General features: G+C 69.4%; 15 protein-coding genes. 6 read left to right on the top strand and 9 right to left on the bottom strand.

Annotated features, from left to right (window positions below; translation table 11 throughout):
* Both OG817_RS10390 and OG817_RS10385 read right to left on the bottom strand, forming a co-directional pair.
* Positions 1-1,269 (bottom strand): ABC transporter substrate-binding protein, encoded by a 1,269-nt coding sequence (locus tag OG817_RS10390; RefSeq protein WP_406053519.1) that lies wholly within the window; start codon positions 1,267-1,269, stop codon positions 1-3.
* Between the two features lie 97 nt (positions 1,270-1,366).
* Entirely contained in the window at positions 1,367-1,738 is a 372-nt protein-coding gene (locus tag OG817_RS10385) for a DUF5997 family protein (protein WP_406053517.1), read from the bottom strand.
* Positions 1,739-1,794: 56 nt separating this feature from the next.
* Between OG817_RS10385 and OG817_RS10380 the strand changes: the two genes are divergently transcribed.
* Together OG817_RS10380 and OG817_RS10375 are read left to right on the top strand one after the other, a co-directional pair.
* Complete coding sequence (locus tag OG817_RS10380) at positions 1,795-2,496, top strand: LysR family substrate-binding domain-containing protein (RefSeq protein ID WP_406053515.1); 702 nt, start codon at positions 1,795-1,797, stop codon at positions 2,494-2,496.
* A gap of 69 nt (positions 2,497-2,565) precedes the next feature.
* Positions 2,566-3,084 (top strand): VOC family protein, encoded by a 519-nt coding sequence (locus OG817_RS10375; protein ID WP_406053511.1) that lies wholly within the window; start codon positions 2,566-2,568, stop codon positions 3,082-3,084.
* A gap of 3 nt (positions 3,085-3,087) precedes the next feature.
* Here the strand turns inward: OG817_RS10375 and OG817_RS10370 are convergent, their stop codons facing one another.
* Positions 3,088-5,088, bottom strand: a complete 2,001-nt coding sequence (locus tag OG817_RS10370; protein ID WP_406053509.1) for a GMC oxidoreductase — start codon at positions 5,086-5,088, stop codon at positions 3,088-3,090.
* 100 nt (positions 5,089-5,188) lie between these two features.
* On the opposite strand from OG817_RS10370, the gene OG817_RS10365 reads away from it, so the two are divergent.
* The gene (locus OG817_RS10365; RefSeq protein ID WP_406053507.1) at positions 5,189-6,286 is read left to right on the top strand and encodes an aldo/keto reductase; all 1,098 of its coding nucleotides are present in this window, start codon (positions 5,189-5,191) and stop codon (positions 6,284-6,286) included.
* Here OG817_RS10365 and OG817_RS10360 read toward each other — a convergent pair.
* Genes OG817_RS10360 through OG817_RS10350 form a run of 3 tightly spaced genes read right to left on the bottom strand, consistent with a single transcriptional unit; the run spans position 6,273 to position 8,865 of the window.
* A complete protein-coding gene (locus OG817_RS10360; RefSeq protein ID WP_360449262.1) occupies positions 6,273-6,869 on the bottom strand; it encodes a TetR/AcrR family transcriptional regulator in 597 nt (198 codons plus the stop codon). The two genes, OG817_RS10365 and OG817_RS10360, sit on opposite strands and share 14 nt — an antisense overlap.
* 26 nt (positions 6,870-6,895) lie before the next feature.
* Complete coding sequence (locus OG817_RS10355) at positions 6,896-7,855, bottom strand: aldo/keto reductase (protein WP_406053505.1); 960 nt, start codon at positions 7,853-7,855, stop codon at positions 6,896-6,898.
* Positions 7,855-8,865, bottom strand: coding sequence for a hypothetical protein (locus OG817_RS10350; protein WP_406053503.1), 1,011 nt, complete (start codon positions 8,863-8,865; stop codon positions 7,855-7,857). The genes OG817_RS10355 and OG817_RS10350 overlap by 1 nt, the downstream gene beginning before the upstream one ends.
* A gap of 74 nt (positions 8,866-8,939) precedes the next feature.
* Here OG817_RS10350 and OG817_RS10345 point away from each other — a divergent pair, with 74 nt between their 5' ends.
* Positions 8,940-9,569, top strand: a complete 630-nt coding sequence (locus OG817_RS10345) for a TetR/AcrR family transcriptional regulator (RefSeq protein ID WP_406053501.1) — start codon at positions 8,940-8,942, stop codon at positions 9,567-9,569.
* Here OG817_RS10345 and cpt read toward each other — a convergent pair.
* Both cpt and OG817_RS10335 read right to left on the bottom strand, forming a co-directional pair.
* Positions 9,547-10,080: a chloramphenicol phosphotransferase CPT gene (gene cpt / locus OG817_RS10340; RefSeq protein WP_406053499.1), complete on the bottom strand. Its 534-nt coding sequence runs from the start codon at positions 10,078-10,080 to the stop codon at positions 9,547-9,549. The two genes, OG817_RS10345 and cpt, sit on opposite strands and share 23 nt — an antisense overlap.
* Positions 10,077-11,330 carry an MFS transporter gene (locus tag OG817_RS10335; protein ID WP_406053497.1) on the bottom strand — a complete coding sequence of 418 codons (1,254 nt, stop codon included), beginning with the start codon at positions 11,328-11,330 and terminating at the stop codon, positions 10,077-10,079. Before OG817_RS10335 ends, cpt begins: the two co-directional genes overlap by 4 nt.
* Positions 11,331-11,430: 100 nt before the next feature.
* On the opposite strand from OG817_RS10335, the gene OG817_RS10330 reads away from it, so the two are divergent.
* Positions 11,431-13,356, top strand: coding sequence for a potassium transporter Kup (locus OG817_RS10330; RefSeq protein WP_406053495.1), 1,926 nt, complete (start codon positions 11,431-11,433; stop codon positions 13,354-13,356).
* Between the two features lie 3 nt (positions 13,357-13,359).
* On the opposite strand, the gene OG817_RS10325 is transcribed toward OG817_RS10330, so the two are convergent.
* Positions 13,360-13,992 (bottom strand): maleylpyruvate isomerase family mycothiol-dependent enzyme, encoded by a 633-nt coding sequence (locus tag OG817_RS10325; RefSeq protein ID WP_406053493.1) that lies wholly within the window; start codon positions 13,990-13,992, stop codon positions 13,360-13,362.
* A 126-nt stretch (positions 13,993-14,118) separates the two neighbouring features.
* Here OG817_RS10325 and OG817_RS10320 point away from each other — a divergent pair, with 126 nt between their 5' ends.
* Positions 14,119-15,333, top strand: a complete 1,215-nt coding sequence (locus OG817_RS10320; RefSeq protein WP_406053491.1) for a helix-turn-helix domain-containing protein — start codon at positions 14,119-14,121, stop codon at positions 15,331-15,333.
* Positions 15,334-15,386 lie beyond the last annotated feature (53 nt).

Genomic DNA, 15,386 nt, shown 5'->3' with positions numbered 1-15,386 from the left:
TCAGCGCTGTCTGGAGAGCAGATCGTTGGACTGCTTGGCCGCCGCATCCAGGGCCTCTTGCGGTGTCTTCTTGCCGGTCAGCACGGCCTGGATCTCGACCGACAGCAACGTCATCACCTGGCGGGCGGCCGGGTTGACCTCACCTGAGTAGGCGTACTGCAGGGCTTCCTCGAACTTCTTCGCCTGCTCGTCGGCGGCCGGCACCGGCGCGTCGGTGCGTGGGGACAGGAAGTTGGACGCGGTCGCCAGGCTGATCTCCTGCTTCGGCTGGGTCATGAAGCCGAGGAACTCCTCCGCCGCGTCGACGTTCTTCGATCCCGCGTTCACCGCGAGCCCGCCGGGCAGCCCGAACCCGACCCGCTTCTTGTTCTCCAGTGGTGCGCCGACCACGACGTTCGCGGCGCCCCAGCTCGCGGCCACGGTCTTGGCGTCGATCAGGGTGTTCGTGAAGCCCATCGCCACCTGCTGCTTGCCGAGCGCCTGGTCGGCCACCACGTTCGCGTTCGACAGGGCGCTCTTCGGGATCCCGCCGTCGTCATACAGGCCCTTCAGGAACGTCAGCGCCTCGACACCGGGTGCCTGGTTGAACGCCACCGATTTGCCGTCGTCGGCGAACACCTTCCCGCCGGCCTGCCACAGCAGCGGGTAGAAGCTGAGGTTCAGCGACGCCTCCGGCGAGGCGGAGTAGTCCAGCGTGGCGACACCGGCCTGCTTGAACTTCGGCACGGCCGCCTTGATCTCGTCCCAGGTCTCCGGCGGCTTGGTGATGCCGGCCTTCGCGAGCAGTTTCTTGTTGTAGACCGTCGTGGTGACCGTGTGGTAGATCGGCACCGCGTACAGCTTGCCGTCGACCTTCAGCGCGTCCAGGGCGCCGGGCAGGAACTTGTCCTTGTCCGCGTCCAGCACCTTGTCGACCGGTTCGAGCGAGCCGGACGTGACGAACTGAGGGATCTGGTCCGGCCCGAGCAGCAGGACGTCGGGTCCCTTGCCGCCGGAGAACGCCGTCGCCAGCTTCTGGTCCCGGTTCGCCCAGGGCTGCTGCTCGATCCGCAGGTCGATGCCGGCGTTCGCCGCCTCGAAGTCCTTCTCGATCTGCGTCCAGTACGTCGTGGCCGCCTTCTCGTCCGCGATCACGGGGTACATCCAGACCGTCACGACCGCCTGGTCCGAGGACCCGCCGGACCCGCTGGAACCGCCGCAGGCACTCAATCCGGCCACCACCGCTACTGCGGCCACGGACCCCACGACCCGGCTGATACCGACCTTCATCAGGACCTCCCAGACGTACGCACGGCTGTGACCGCCTTTACGGTCATGACCGAAAATAGTGCCTGAGTCACGGGTCACGTCAAGGGGTCGGGCCGGACTAGTCCGTCTTGTTCTTGAGCTCGGCGGCCTGGCGGCGGACGTCGGCCTGGGTGGCCCGTTCGTGCTCGAGCCAGTCGGGGTTCTCCGACTTGATGGCCTCGATCTCGTCCGTGGTCAGCGCCTCGGTGACGCCGGCGCGGGCGAGGCCGCTGATCGAGACGCCGAGCTTGGCCGCGACGACGGGCCGCGGGTGCGGACCGGTCCGGCGCAGCTCGCGGAGCCACTCGGGCGGGTCGGCCTGGAGCGCGTTCAGCTCGTCGCGGGAGACCGCGCCCTCCTGGAACTCCGCGGGGGTCGCCTGGAGGTACACCCCGAGCTTCTTGGCCGCCGTGGCCGGCTTCATCGTCTGGGGTGTCTTACGCGCCGTCATGCCGCAAGGGTAGCGACCATGCCCGTCCTGGCGTGACGCCCGGTAACCTGGCCACCGTGACCGGCCCCCGACCCACCTTCCGGCTGGGCTATGTGCCCGGCGTGACACCTGCCAAGTGGGTTCGGATGTGGGCGGAGCGCCTTCCCCGGATCCCGCTGGAGCTGATCCAGGTCACCGCCGCCGACGCGCCGGCCCTGGTACGTCGCGGCGAGGCGGACGCCGTACTCCTCCGGCTCCCGATCGACCGCGACGGCCTGCACGCCATCCCCCTGTACGTCGAGCAGACGGTCGTCGTGGTTCCGAAGGATCACCTGGTGACAGCGGCCGACGAGGTGACCACCGACGACCTGGCCGACGAACTCATGCTCCACCCGCGGGACGACGTCTTCGACTGGGAACGCCCACCCGGACGGGTGATCGACGAACGTCCCGCGACCACGGCGGATGCGATCGCACTCGTTGCCATGGGCACCGGGTTGCTCGTCGTACCACAGTCACTGGCCCGGCTGCACCACCGCAAGGACCTCACCTACCGGCCGCTCCTGGACGCACCGGAGTCGCAGGTCGCGTTGAGCTGGCCCGAGGACGAGACGTCAGAACTGGTGGAGCAGTTCATCGGGATTGTCCGCGGCCGGACGGTCAACAGCAGCCGCGGCGCCCAGCCCGCCACGACAGCCCCGGCCAAGAAGGCCGCCGCCAAGAAAGCGCCGGCCACCAAGGGAGCGGGTAAGAAGCCGGGCAGACCTCGCCGCCGCTAGCGCGCAGCCGTGGCCCTAGGTTGAGTCTTCAACTATCATCGAGAGGGTCCCGACGAGAGAGGTTGTTCGATGGCGATCTTCCGCTTGAATCATGCGGTGCTGTACGTGCGGAACGTGGCCGAGAGTGTCGCCTTCTACCGCGACGTGCTCGGGTTCGGCTACACCGAGGGCGGCGACGCCTACCAGGGCGCGGCCTTCCTCCGGGCGCCCGGCTCGACCAACGACCACGACCTCGGCCTGTTCGAACTCGGCCCGCAGGCCGGCCCATCCGGTGCCGGGCAGACGACCGTCGGGCTCTACCACCTCGCCTGGGAGGTGGACACCCTCGGCGACCTCGAGGACCTGTCCGCCACGCTGGCCGAGGCCGGCGCCCTGGTCGGTTCGTCCGACCACGGCACCACCAAGTCCCTGTACGGCAAGGACCCGAACGGGCTGGAGTTCGAGATCGTCTGGATCATCCCGGCCGACCTGCTCACCGACGAGGACCGGGCGAAGGCCGGAGTACGCCGGCTGGACCTCGCCGCCGAGGTCGAGAAGTACGGCCGCGACGCCCGCAGCGGCGTCGGCATCTCCCGCATCCTCGCCTGACCATCACCTAGTGAGGTGCTCGGCGATCCGCAGGGAGTTGGCCAGCACGGTGAGCACCGGGTTCACTCCCCCGTTCGTCACGTGCACCGAAGCGTCGGCGATCCGGACGTTGTCGTGGCCCCAGACCCGGCCGTACGGATCGGTGACCGACCGCGCCGGGTCGTCGCCCATCCGGCACGTGCCCGCCTGATGCTGCCCGCTGCTCGCCTGCCGCGTCGTACCCACCCCGCCGACAGCCGTCCGGACCGCGCCCGCTTCCTCCAGCCACTCGTGGGCCTTCGCGCTCATGAAGGCCTGCGACCGGACGTCCTCCGGGTGGATGGAACCGCTGATCCTCACGACCGGATTGCCGAAGCGGTCGCGGACTCGCTGATCGACCTGCACCCGGGATTCCGCCGACGTGACCTCCTGGATCGGCCCGACAACTCGCAGCATGCGTCGCGCCTCCCGCCGCATCGCCAGCTTCCCCTCCGCCCCGGCCCGCGGGATCAACCCGGCGCCGGTCAGATAGTCGTACGTCGCGGCCGGCGTCGGGACGAACTCGTTCGCCAGCATCCCGCCACCCACGATCCCGTCGTTCCCATGCCGGAAGTCGCAGGTCGCGATCGAGACACCTGGGCCGATCAGATCGGCCAGCTCGTCGTCGAACAGCCCGACCGCGCCGGCGTACACATGAGCCTGCAGATGCCGGCCGACCTGGTCCTGGTTGTTGCCGAGGCCATCGGGTTCGCGGTCGTGGGCGCTGTTGAGCAGGAGCCGCGGTGTCTCGGTCGCACCGGCGGCGATCACGACCTCTTCACACTGCACGGTCCGGCGCCAGTGACCGTCCTCGGCGACCAGGGCGACACCGGTCACGCGGCCGGACGCATCGGTGACCAGTCGCTCCGCAGTCGTCTCGGTGACCAACGTGCACCGTCCGGTCGCGAGTGCGGCCGGAAACGCCGTGTTGTGGGTCCCTGACTTTGCTTCGACCGGGCAGGCGAATCCGACGCACTGCCCACACCGCACACAGCCCGCCCGTCCTTGGTAGTCGACCGAGTTGATCAGCAGCGGTACGTCGAGAGTTCCCCAGCCCAGCCGCTCCGCGGCTGCCGCGAGCCGTGTCGCCGGACCGGTGCGTGGCATGGGCGGCATCGGGAGCTCCCGCGGCTCGTGCCACGGGTCCACACCGCCGCCGCTCACCCCGAACCTCTGCTCGGCCAACGCGTAGTACGGCGCCAGGTCGTCGTACGTGATCGGCCAGTCCGACAGAGCGCTCCCTGAAGGAACTCCGTAGGTGCTCGCCATCGCGAAGTCGCGAGGCACGAACCGCCAGGCCTGGGCGCCGTACACCCGAGTGCCGCCACCGACCGTGAAGGCGTTGTTGCCCCATCCACCGTCCGGCGGCACCACCTGCCGCGGTACGCCGTCGACGACCGCGACCCGAGGGCGTCCGAACGGATCCGGGTCGGTCAGCGCGGGCAGCCCGGCCACCGAGCGCGGGTTCCGCAGGTGGTCGCGGGACAACGACGCGGTCGTCGGGTAGCGACCGGTCTCCACGACCAGCACCGACCGCCCGGACTCTGCCAGCACCTGAGCGGACGCACCACTACCCGCGCCGGAGCCGACCACGATGCAGTCGTAGCGATCCACCAACTCCGACCGCGGCGTGATGCGCAGGTCGGTCTGCACCGGCTCCCACGCCCCGGCCTTGTCCGCCTGCCAACCGACCATGGTCCACGCCGACGGCCGGACCTGCCCATCCCCCGCGTAGAAGCCCTGCGCGATCATCCGCACCAGCCAGGCGCCATCCGGATCAGCCAGCACCAGGTCGAGGTCCGGCTCATCCCCCGCGACGTCCAGTGCCCGCTCGACCCGCACGAGCCAGTCCGGCCGGTCCTCGGTCACCACTTGCTCGATGAACCCCACCGCTCCGGCCTCGGCCGCCGACGGGAAGTCGTCCGCCGGGATCGCGATCTCCGCCAACCGCCCGAGCACCATCCGCTGCCGTTCCGACAACCCCACAGTCCGATCCCTTCGCCGATCGACGAGCATCAGCCCCAACTCAATCACGCCGTCGCCGTTTGTACTTGCCGGTCCATTTTTTTCAAGCAACGCTGTGGGCATGGCACTTGACGACTACTACTTGCTCGGCCGGTCCGGACTGCGCGTCAGCCGGCTGGCACTGGGCACGATGAACTTCGGCACCGGCGGACTCCACGCGCCGTACGGGAAGACCGAGGACGACGCGCGATCGATCTTCCGCCGGTACATCGATGCCGGAGGCAACTTCATCGACACGGCGGACTTCTACACCGCCGGTGAGAGCGAAACGATCCTCGGCAAGCTGATCGAGGAAGCCGGACTCCGCGAGCGGATGGTGCTCACCACCAAGTTCACCAACAGCGTCGACCCCGGCGATCCGAATGCCGGCGGCAACGGCCGCAAGCACATGATCCGCGCGGTCGAGGAGTCACTGCGCCGGCTACGCACCGACTACCTCGACCTGTTCCTGCTGCACACCTGGGACCGCATCACCCCGATCGAGGAGGTCCTGCGCACCTTCGACGACCTCACCCAAGCCGGCAAGATCCGGTACGCCGGCCTGTCCGACGTACCGGCCTGGTACGCCGCTCGCGCCCAGACACTCGCGGACGCGCATTCCTCGGTGCCGATGGTCAGCCTGCAACTGCCGTATTCGCTGGTCGAGCGGACGATCGAGACCGAGCACGTCCCGCTCGGCCAGACGCTGGGCCTCGGGATCACGGCGTGGAGTCCGCTCGGCAGCGGATTCCTCACCGGCAAGTACCGCCGCGACGACGCGCAGGGTGTGACCGGCGACGGGCGGCTCACCGGCGACGCCGCTCCGGTGCGGACGTGGACCGACCGGCACTGGGACCTGCTCGACACGGTCAGGTCTGTGGCGGACAAGCTCGGTGTGACGATGGCCCAGGTCGCCGTCAACTGGGTCGCCACGCAGCCCGGCATCGCCTCGGCGATCGTCGGCGCCAGCACCCCGGAGCAACTCGGCTCCTCGCTGGCGTCCCTCGAGTTCGAGATCCCCGCGGAGTTGCGATCCACGCTCGACGAGGCGAGCGCCGTACCGCCGGAGTCGGTGTATCGCATGTTCACGCCGGAGTACCAAGGCTGGCTGGTCAACGCCGGAGCCAAGGTCGCCGACAAGCCGGCCGGCTACCAACCGCCGGTGCTCAACTGGCGGTGATGTCCCCGCGGAGGTAGTCCAGGCAGAGGTCCAGCGCGTACTCCAGGTGCTTGGCCGAGCCGGACGACATGAGGATGACGACCCCGCCCTGGACCGACGCGATCAGGGCCGCGGAGGCGCGGGCGGGGTCCACCTCGGCCCGGATCTTGCCGTCGGCCTTCATCTCCTCGATCCCGGCCTGGACCCGGCGCTGCCACTGTGCGAGCAGCTTGCCGGTCACCGCCTGCGCGGCCGGGGTGTGCCGCCCGATCTCGGTGATCAGCACACCGAGCGGACAGTTCACACCCTGCCGGCGGTACTTCTCCACGACGACGTCACGCCACTCCCGCCACGCTTCCCACGTGGTCAGCCGCCCGAGCTGCGGCTCCTGGTCCTCGATCACCCGGTCGGCCTCGCGCTCGGCGACCGCCAGCAGCAACTGCTCCTTGCCCTCAGGGAAGTAGTGGAACAGCTGGCTCTTGCCCGTCCCGCTCCGCCGCCCGATGTCGTCGAGCGTCACCGCCCCGACGCCACGGTCACGGATCTCCGCGGCCGCCGCGTCCACGATCCGATCCCGCGTCGCCGCACCCTTCGCCGTCAGCACACCGTCGACTGTACCCGCCGGTCCAGTCAGGTGGTCACGGGATGCGGACGGTACGGCGCTTCCACCAGCGCTCGCTCCTCCGCGGTCAGCGTGAGGTCGACAGCAGCCACCGCGTCGTCGACATGCTGGGTGCGGGTGGCACCGACAACGGGAGCGGTGACGCCGCCGGCGCCGAGGAGCCAGGACAGAGCGACCTGAGCCGGGGGCACACCACGATCGGCGGCGACCGCGTGGACGGCCTTCACCACCGCTTGGTCGCTCTCGCCGTACAAGTCGTCGGCGACCGGGTCGCTGCCGGATCGCGTCGTACCTCCTCCGGTCCGGGCCAGCAGACCGCGGGCGAGCGGGCTGTACGGAATGACGCCGACGCCCTGGTCGACGCAGAGCGGGATCATCTCGCGCTCTTCCTCCCGGTAGACCAGGTTGTAGTGGTTCTGCATCGAGACGAACGGGACCTGTGTCAGCTGCTGGGCCACCCGCTGCGCCTTCGCGAACTGCCAGGCGAACATGCTCGACGCTCCGAGATAGCGGGCCTTCCCGGCCCGGACGACATCCGCGAGCGCGTCCATCGTCTCCTCGATCGGCGTGTCGTCGTCCCACCGGTGGATCTGGTAGAGGTCGACGTACTCGGTGCCGAGCCGGCGCAGCGACGCGTCGATCGCGTCCAGGATGTGCTTTCGGGACAGGCCGCGGTCATTCGGTCCGGGGCCTGTCGGGTAGTACACCTTGGTCGCGAGTACGTAGTCCTCGCGGCGGCCGAAGAACTTCCGCAGCAAACGGCCGGTCAGCTCCTCGCCGGTGCCCTTCGAGTACGCGTCGGCGGTGTCGAAGAACGTGATCCCGGCGTCCACTGCTCGCCGTACGATCGGCTCCGCGGCCTCCTCGCCAAGGTGCCACTCCCGGGCGCCACCGGTGCCGAAACTCATCATCCCCAGGCAGATCCGCGAGACCCGCAGACCGGTCCCGCCCAACCGGACGGACTCCATCAACCGCGGCCGCCGTTCAGCTCGGCCAAGGCACCGAAGACGCGCTTCGGCCGCCAGCCACCGTCGTCGTCGGTCGCGACGAGCCCGTACGACGAGAGGTCGAGATCGTGGGCGGGGTCGCCGGGCCGGTGTGGCAGTTCGTACCCGGCGAAGCTGAACCAGAACGTGGCCGCGAGCTCGATCCGGTCGAACTCCTCGACGAGCTCCAGCAGGTACTCCACTTGTTCCTCCTCATCGCGCTCGTAGTGCCCGTTGATCGCGGGCGGGTCGACGGCCCGGTCGACGATCATCCAGCCCGAGCCGCCCCGCGCGGCGGCGCCGCGGTAGGCGCAGCAGCCGAACTCAGTGACGGCGACCGGCTTGCCCCACTTCTGCCGGGCCAGCAACTCGTCGTGGAACGTCGCCGCGTTCTGCTGGTCGCGGTACGCGTCGATGCTGACGATGTCGAAGAGCTCCCAGTTCACGTCCTCCCACATCCCGGCGGCGTAGGTGATCCGGCCGCCGAACTCGGCGCGGGCCGCGGCCACCAGCCGCTGCTGTACGTCGCCCCACCGCGCGAGGCCCTCGTACAGCTGCGCGAGCTTGTCCTGATCGGTCCAGGTCGCCGGATCGGCCATCGTCGACAACCGCTCCCCCGACGTCTCGCCGGGCACGAATCCCTTGCAGAACACGGAAAGCTCGCAGCCCAGCACCAGGACGACGTCGCCCCGGCCGCTCGTCCGCAACGCCTCGGCGCGCGTCGCGCAGCCGGACAGGAAGGCGATGAACTCGTCCGGCTCGAGATCCATCGGGACCGGCGAGAACCACAGGTCCAGGCCGGCGTCGAGGGCTGCCTCGCCCGCGATGGTGAGCCGGTCCGGGTCGTTGCCCGAGACCCGGACGGCGGGAGCGTGCAGGTCGTCGGCGATGGTCCGCAGTTCGTCGCGGACTGTGCCGGCGTCGAAGCGCCGGCGCGTCGAACGGCCGTCGTACTGCAGGCCGGTGTCGTAGTTCACCCCGAGAGGACGCATGGGCACTACGGTAGCAAGCAATCTCATACTCAGTACATCTTTTTATCGAGTACGAGTTCACTTACCCTGGCGACGTGGACCAGCACCCAGCGCCAGGGCGCCGCGAGCGCAAGAAGGCCGAGCTCCGGACCCGGATCTCCGACGTCGCGACAGCGCTCTTCCTGGAGCGCGGCTTCGACGCGGTGTCGGTGTCGGAGATCGCCGAGGCCGCCGACGTCGCCCGGCCGACCGTGTTCGCCCACTTCGCCCGGAAGGAGGACCTGCTCTTCGACCGCTACCCGGAGGCCGAGGCCCTGGTGGTTGCCGCCGTCACCGATCGCCCGGCCGGCACCTCCGCGGTCGCGGCGTTGTCCGAACTGATGATCAGACTGGCCGACGAAGGGCATCCGCTGTCCACGATCCGCGGTCGTTTCGCGGCGTTCTGGCGGCTGGTCGAATCCTCACGTGCGCTGCAGTCACGCGCTCGCGAACTGCTCGACCACCTCGAGCAGGCGATCGCCGCTGCGATGGAGGCCACCGACGTACCCGATGCCCGCCTCACCTCCGCCCTGGCGGTCGCTGCGTATCGGACCGTCCACCTGGAGTCGATCCGCCGGATTCTGGCCGGTGACGACGAGGCTGCGGTCGCCGCTGATCACCGGGCTCGGATCGGCTCCGCGCTCGCGCGGGTCGAGGACGCTGCTACTTCAGGTGGCGGGCGATAGTCCGGGCGCAGTCCAGCGCCTCCATGTGACTCGAGTCGACCTCGACGTCGTAGCTGACGCCCTCATGGACGAGGGTGGCCTGCAGAGCCGCCATCCCGACCGCCCGGTCGCCGCGGGCCAGTTCGCGCCCGGCAGCTACCTCGGGGTCGCAGTGGACTCCGACCCAGAGGATCTCGACCTCGCCCGCAGCGTCCCGCCAGCGCTGCTGCGATGTGGCTCCGCCGAGGAACACGTCGTCGATGACGACATTCGCACCTGCCCGGCACATCGCGACGATCCCGGCCGTCCAGGCCGCTTCCAGCCGCCTGAACTCGGGGCCGACCACGACCTCGCCGTTCGGGCCGATGTGGATCCCGTCGTCCGACGCCTGCATCGCGGCCGGCATCGCCTCGACGAAACTGTCCGCCCCGAACGTCAGCCAGCGCTCGTCCAGGATCGCCTGCAGGCACCGGATCATCCCGGACTTCCCCGAACTGGACCCACCGTTGACCACCATCAGCCGACCCGTCACGCCGGCAACGATAGCGATTCCAGGGGCTTGCGACTGGTCCGGGCCCAGCTCCGCCCGGCCAGCAGCAGGAACGGTACGGCGAGGAGCTGGATCACAGCGCTGATCAGGTAGGCCGTGCCATAGCCCCAGACATCGGCGGACCGGCCGAGCGTGGGCTGGATGACCGCCCCGCCGCCGGAGGCGAGCAGGTTGTCCGACGACAACACCGTCGCTCGCTGGGCCGACGGGATCTGGCTGTTCAGCAGCGCCTGCCGGACCGGCCCGATCGCCGCGAACATGACGGCCCACAGGCTCAGCAGCACGAGCGCCATCCAGAAGCCCGAGACCAGGCCGATCAGCACCAGCGTGAGCACGGTGACTCCGGTCGCCACGAGCATGAGCGTCGTACGAAAACGGAACAGGCGACCCAGGTACGCCGCGGAGGCGCCGCCCACGATCTGCGCACCGGCGACGAGTCCGGCCGACAGCCCGGCGACCGCGTACGAATCGGGGTTGCCGTACAGCTCGAGGAGATACGGCTGTGCGGCGTAGAAGCCGTAGACGCCGACGCCGGCCCCGAACAGACCCGCGAGCATCAGCCAGCGGACCGGCGGATTGAGCAGCCCGTGGGTCAGCGAGGCCCGGAGGATGCCGCGCATCTCACCGGCCACCGACACCCGCGGCTTCGGCGTGAAGCCGACGTCGCGCATCGACCGCCACGCCACGACGAACGTGACCGCGAGCAGGACCGCGCGGACGACGTACGGGACACCGAGGTTCGTCCATTGGGCCAGCAGCCCACCGGAGATCGAGCCGACCAGCATGGCGACGCCGTTCGCGATCTGGCCCTTCGCGAACGCGGCGTCCAGCTCACCGTCGTACCCGGTGGCGTGCAGGCCGTCGACCAGCCAGGCCTCGGTCGCACCGCTGAAGAACGTGAACCCCAGCCCCAACAGCGCTGAAGCGCCCGCCCAGGCGACGAACGGCGCGTGCTGCTGCCAGAGCAGCAGGTAGAGCAACGTGGACCCGAACAGGGTCGCCGCACCCAGCAGGTACGACGCCCGCCGGCCGACCGTGTCGGCGACGACACCGGTCGGCACCTCGAACAGCATCATGCCGATCGTGAAGAACGCGTTCGCGGCGAAGGTCTCGCCGATGCTCAGGCCGGCGTCGAGCAGGAACAACGTGTTGATGCCCCAGATCATCGACGACGCCCCGGTCGCCACCGCGCTCAGCGTGACGTACGTACGCAGGATCCGCTCCGGACTCATCAGGTCCCTCCTTCTCGGTCACCTGGTACGTCGGAGTGGTCCGCCGGTTCTCGACGTCGGTCCGCGGAACGGCCACCCCGGGGCGGTAGGGTTCCGGCCCGTGAACGCTTCTGGTGCGCCCCACGGCTCTGCGCGGGACACGGTGCGGCTGGCGGTGATCGTCGCGGCACTCGGAGTGGTGTTCGGCGACATCGGCACCAGCCCGATCTACACGTTGCAGACCGTGTTCAACCCGGAGGACCCGCATCCGGTCCCGGTCAGCACCGACAACATCTACGGCGTCGTTTCGCTGATCTTCTGGTCGGTCATGATCATCGTCACGCTCACCTACATCGTGCTGGCGATGCGGATCGACAACGACGGCGAGGGCGGCATCATGGCCCTCATCACCCTGCTCCGCCGCTGGGGCAGCCAGCGCGGCGGCCGCGCGGCAGTGGTACTGGCCGCGCTCGGCATCTTCGGCGCCTCACTGTTCTTCGGCGACAGCATGATCACGCCGGCCATCTCGGTGCTGTCCGCGGTCGAGGGACTCAAGACCGTCGAGGCGTCGATGGCCGACTACGTCGTACCGATCACGGCGGTGATCATCGTCGTACTGTTCCTGGTCCAGCGGCGTGGCACCGCGGCGGTCGGCAAGGTGTTCGGTCCGGTGATGATCGTCTGGTTCGTGGTGATCGGTGCCTGCGGCATCAGTGGGATCGTCCAGCATCCCGGCATCCTCCGGGCGTTGTCACCGACGTACGCGGTCGGCTTCCTGACCGGCCACTTCCATTTCGCGTTCTTCGCCCTCGCCGCCGTCGTCCTGTCCGTCACCGGCGCCGAGGCGCTGTACGCCGACATGGGTCACTTCGGGCGCCGGGCGATCACCCGTGGCTGGCTGGGCATGGTCCTGCCGGCCTGCACGCTGAGCTATCTGGGTCAGGGTGCGCTGATCCTCGAGGACCAATCCAACCTCAGCAGTCCGTTCTTCCTGCTCGTCCCGGACTGGGCCCGGCTGCCGCTGGTAGTCCTGACCACAGCCGCGACCGTGATCGCCGCGCAGGCGGTCATCACGGGGGCCTACTCGGTCGCGTCCCAGGCGGCGCAGCTCGGGTATCTCCCGCGGCTGCGGATCGCGCACACCTCGGAAACCACGATCGGCCAGATCTACGTGCCGTGGATCAACTGGCTGCTGCTGACCTCGGTGCTGACCCTGATCTTCGCGTTCCGCAGTTCGGCGGCACTCGCCTACGCCTACGGCATGGCGGTCACGGGCACGATCACGATCACCACGTTGCTGTTCTTCTACGTGGCGCACATCCGGTGGAGCACCCCGCGCTGGATCATCGTCACCGGCGCAGTCCTCCTGCTGTCGGTGGACCTGCTGTTCGTCGCCGCGAACCTGACCAAGATCCTGCACGGTGCCTGGCTGCCGCTGCTGATCGCACTCACCGCGTTCACGATCATGACCACGTGGCAACGCGGCCGGGCGATCGTCACCGCCGAACGCGAACGGCTCGAGGGCCCGCTGGACCAGTTCGTCGAGGAGCTGCGCTCCGGCGGGCTGGTGGCTCAGCGGGTTCCGGGTACGGCGATCTTCCTCAACCGCGGCCGCACGACGGCACCACTGGCCCTGCGGGCGAACGTCGAGCACAACCAGGTGCGGCACGAGCACGTGGTGATCGTCTCGATCGAGACCGAGCCGGTGCCGCGCGTCGCCGACGACCAACGGGTGACCGTCGACGACCTCGGGTACGGCGACGACGGGATCACCCACGTCACCGCGCGGTTCGGGTACATGGAGACGCCGGACGTTCCCGCGGCGCTGGCTCTGCTCGACCCGGAGGCGACCGAGGGCCGGATCGACCTGGAGCGGGCGTCCTACTTCCTGTCCAAGATCGAGCTGCGCAAGGGACCGGCGGCGACGATGGCGACCTGGCGGAAGCACCTGTTCATCGCCACGTCACACATCACCGCGGATGCCGCCGAGTACTTCAACCTGCCCCGCGACCGGACGGTCATCATCGGCTCGCACGTCGAGGTCTGACGACTACAACCAGGGCGGCGGCGGTGGTGCCGGCTGGCCGTCGGGCCTGAGCACATCCTCGTAGGGACGTCCGGTCAGGTACGCCGCGCGCTGGTGCAGCGGACCGTGCACCTGCGGGTCGGCCTCACTCTTCGCGCGGATGTCGGCGCAGAGTTCCTCGAGGAAGTCGGCCGGCAGGTCGGCAAAGGTGATGCCGGTGTCGAGGTCGACGGCATGGATCATCACCTCCATGCTGCGCATCCACGCCACCTCGGTCGCCGGGATCGGGCGCCCCTGCGCGCTCCGCACCTGGGCCTGCCACTGCTCCTCGGTCAGCTCCGACATGGCCTCGGCCAGGGTCTGCGCAGTCACCTGGAACCGCTGCAGCAGTTCATCGGCGGGACGCTGCGACCCGGCTTCGATGTCGGAGTTGCGCTGCTCCGGCGACGTGTACATCCGCCGCTCCTCGCCGGTCCGCGCCCAGTGCACCAGGTTGCCGAGGGCCTCCGCGTTGTTGGACAGGTGCGCGGCGACATGCTTGCGCGTCCATCCGGGCAGTGACGACGGAGCCTCGAGATCCGCGTCCGCGAGCGCTCCGGCGCACAGCGCCGTACCTTGGGCAACCCAACCGTGACTGGTGGCGAGTGTGCGCGTCATGCTCGAAACCTAGCGGACCACGGTGAACCCTTGGTCGGCTGCGTACGGCGCGCGTTCTTGCAGGGGGTCGGTGATCTGGTGAGACTGAGCGCGCCGGACATATGCGCACAGTGAGGAGGACCGCGGATGGTGACGACGATCGGGGTTGTCGGTCCGTCGGATCTGGTCACGTCCACCGGCCGTGTCCTCGCCTCCCAGCGCGGCATCGAGGTCGTGCCGCTGCGCTACCGCCGCGAGACCGACACCCCGAAGGTGATGGCCGAGGCGCCACCCACGGTCGACGCCTGGCTGTTCACCGGAGTCGTCCCGTATCAGATCGCCGCGGCGAACGATCTCCTCGACCGCCCCGCCGTGCACGTCGAGTACACCGGCGCGACCCTGATGCGCGCGCTGGTGCAGCTCCTCCGCGAGGGCCGCGACATCACCTCGATGAGCATCGACATCCTGGACGAGGCCCAGGTCCACGAGACGCTCGGCGAGGTCGGGCTGCCGACCCGCGGCATCCGCGTCCTCCCGTACCGCCCCGGCCTCAGCTCCGACGACGTCCTCGCCTTCCACCGCGAGGCCCGCGCGACCGTCGCCATCACCTGCATCCGGTCGGCGTACGAGAAACTCCGGACCGAGCAGACGACGCTCCGCCTGGCGCCTTCGGTCCACTCGGTCCGCGCGGCGGTCAACGGTCTGCTGTTGGTCCACGACGCTCTGCGCAGTGACGACGCGCAGATCGCCCTCGGCCTGGTCGAGATCGCAGCCGAGGGCGAGAGCGCCCTGCGACGCGAGGCCGGCTCTCTCGGCGGCAGCGTCATCCGGTACGACGACAAGCGGTTCCTGGTCGTGGCCACGCGGGGACCGCTGGAGCAGGCGACCGCGGCGTTCACCGAGCTCGGCATGCTGAACAGGCTCAAGGAGCAGTTCGGACCGGTGCGCATCGGGTTCGGCATCGGCGGCTCGGGCACCGAGACCGAGGCGCTGGCCCGCCGCGCCCTCGGCCGCGCGAAGACCGCCGGACGAACCGCCGCCGTGATCTCGCTGCGCAACGACATCGACCTGGTCCTCGTCGGCGGCGGCGCACCCCGCGCGCAGCAACGCTCGAAGCTCCAACTCCTCGCGCAACGCGCCGGCCTGTCCAAGGCCACCCTCGAGCGACTCCAGGAGTTGGTCCACGCGACCCCCGACGTCGGTCTCACCACCCGGACCGTCGCCGACCACCTCGGCATCCAGCCGCGCACCGCCCGCCGGGTCCTCAACCGCCTCGAACGGGCCGGCCTGGCCGATGCCACCGGCACCCAGGCGGGCCCCAGCAGCGGCCGCCCGCTGATCATCTACCGCGTCCATCTCTGACCTGTTGACGCCCCGAATCGGGCCCGCGTAGGGTTTCGGGATAATTACAGCCA

Source organism: Kribbella sp. NBC_00889 (assembly GCF_045207705.1).
In the GTDB taxonomy this organism is placed as follows: domain Bacteria; phylum Actinomycetota; class Actinomycetes; order Propionibacteriales; family Kribbellaceae; genus Kribbella.
This window is presented reverse-complemented; position numbering and strand designations above follow the sequence as displayed.

Coding starts and splice junctions, on each gene's coding strand:
- OG817_RS10390 (WP_406053519.1), bottom strand. CDS start 1,269: ATGAAGGTCGGTATCAGCCGGGTCGTGGGGTCCGTGGCCGCAGTAGCG.
- OG817_RS10385 (WP_406053517.1), bottom strand. CDS start 1,738: ATGACGGCGCGTAAGACACCCCAGACGATGAAGCCGGCCACGGCGGCC.
- OG817_RS10375 (WP_406053511.1), top strand. CDS start 2,566: ATGGCGATCTTCCGCTTGAATCATGCGGTGCTGTACGTGCGGAACGTG.
- OG817_RS10365 (WP_406053507.1), top strand. CDS start 5,189: ATGGCACTTGACGACTACTACTTGCTCGGCCGGTCCGGACTGCGCGTC.
- OG817_RS10355 (WP_406053505.1), bottom strand. CDS start 7,855: ATGGAGTCCGTCCGGTTGGGCGGGACCGGTCTGCGGGTCTCGCGGATC.
- OG817_RS10350 (WP_406053503.1), bottom strand. CDS start 8,865: ATGCGTCCTCTCGGGGTGAACTACGACACCGGCCTGCAGTACGACGGC.
- OG817_RS10335 (WP_406053497.1), bottom strand. CDS start 11,330: ATGAGTCCGGAGCGGATCCTGCGTACGTACGTCACGCTGAGCGCGGTG.
- OG817_RS10325 (WP_406053493.1), bottom strand. CDS start 13,992: ATGACGCGCACACTCGCCACCAGTCACGGTTGGGTTGCCCAAGGTACG.
- OG817_RS10320 (WP_406053491.1), top strand. CDS start 14,119: ATGGTGACGACGATCGGGGTTGTCGGTCCGTCGGATCTGGTCACGTCC.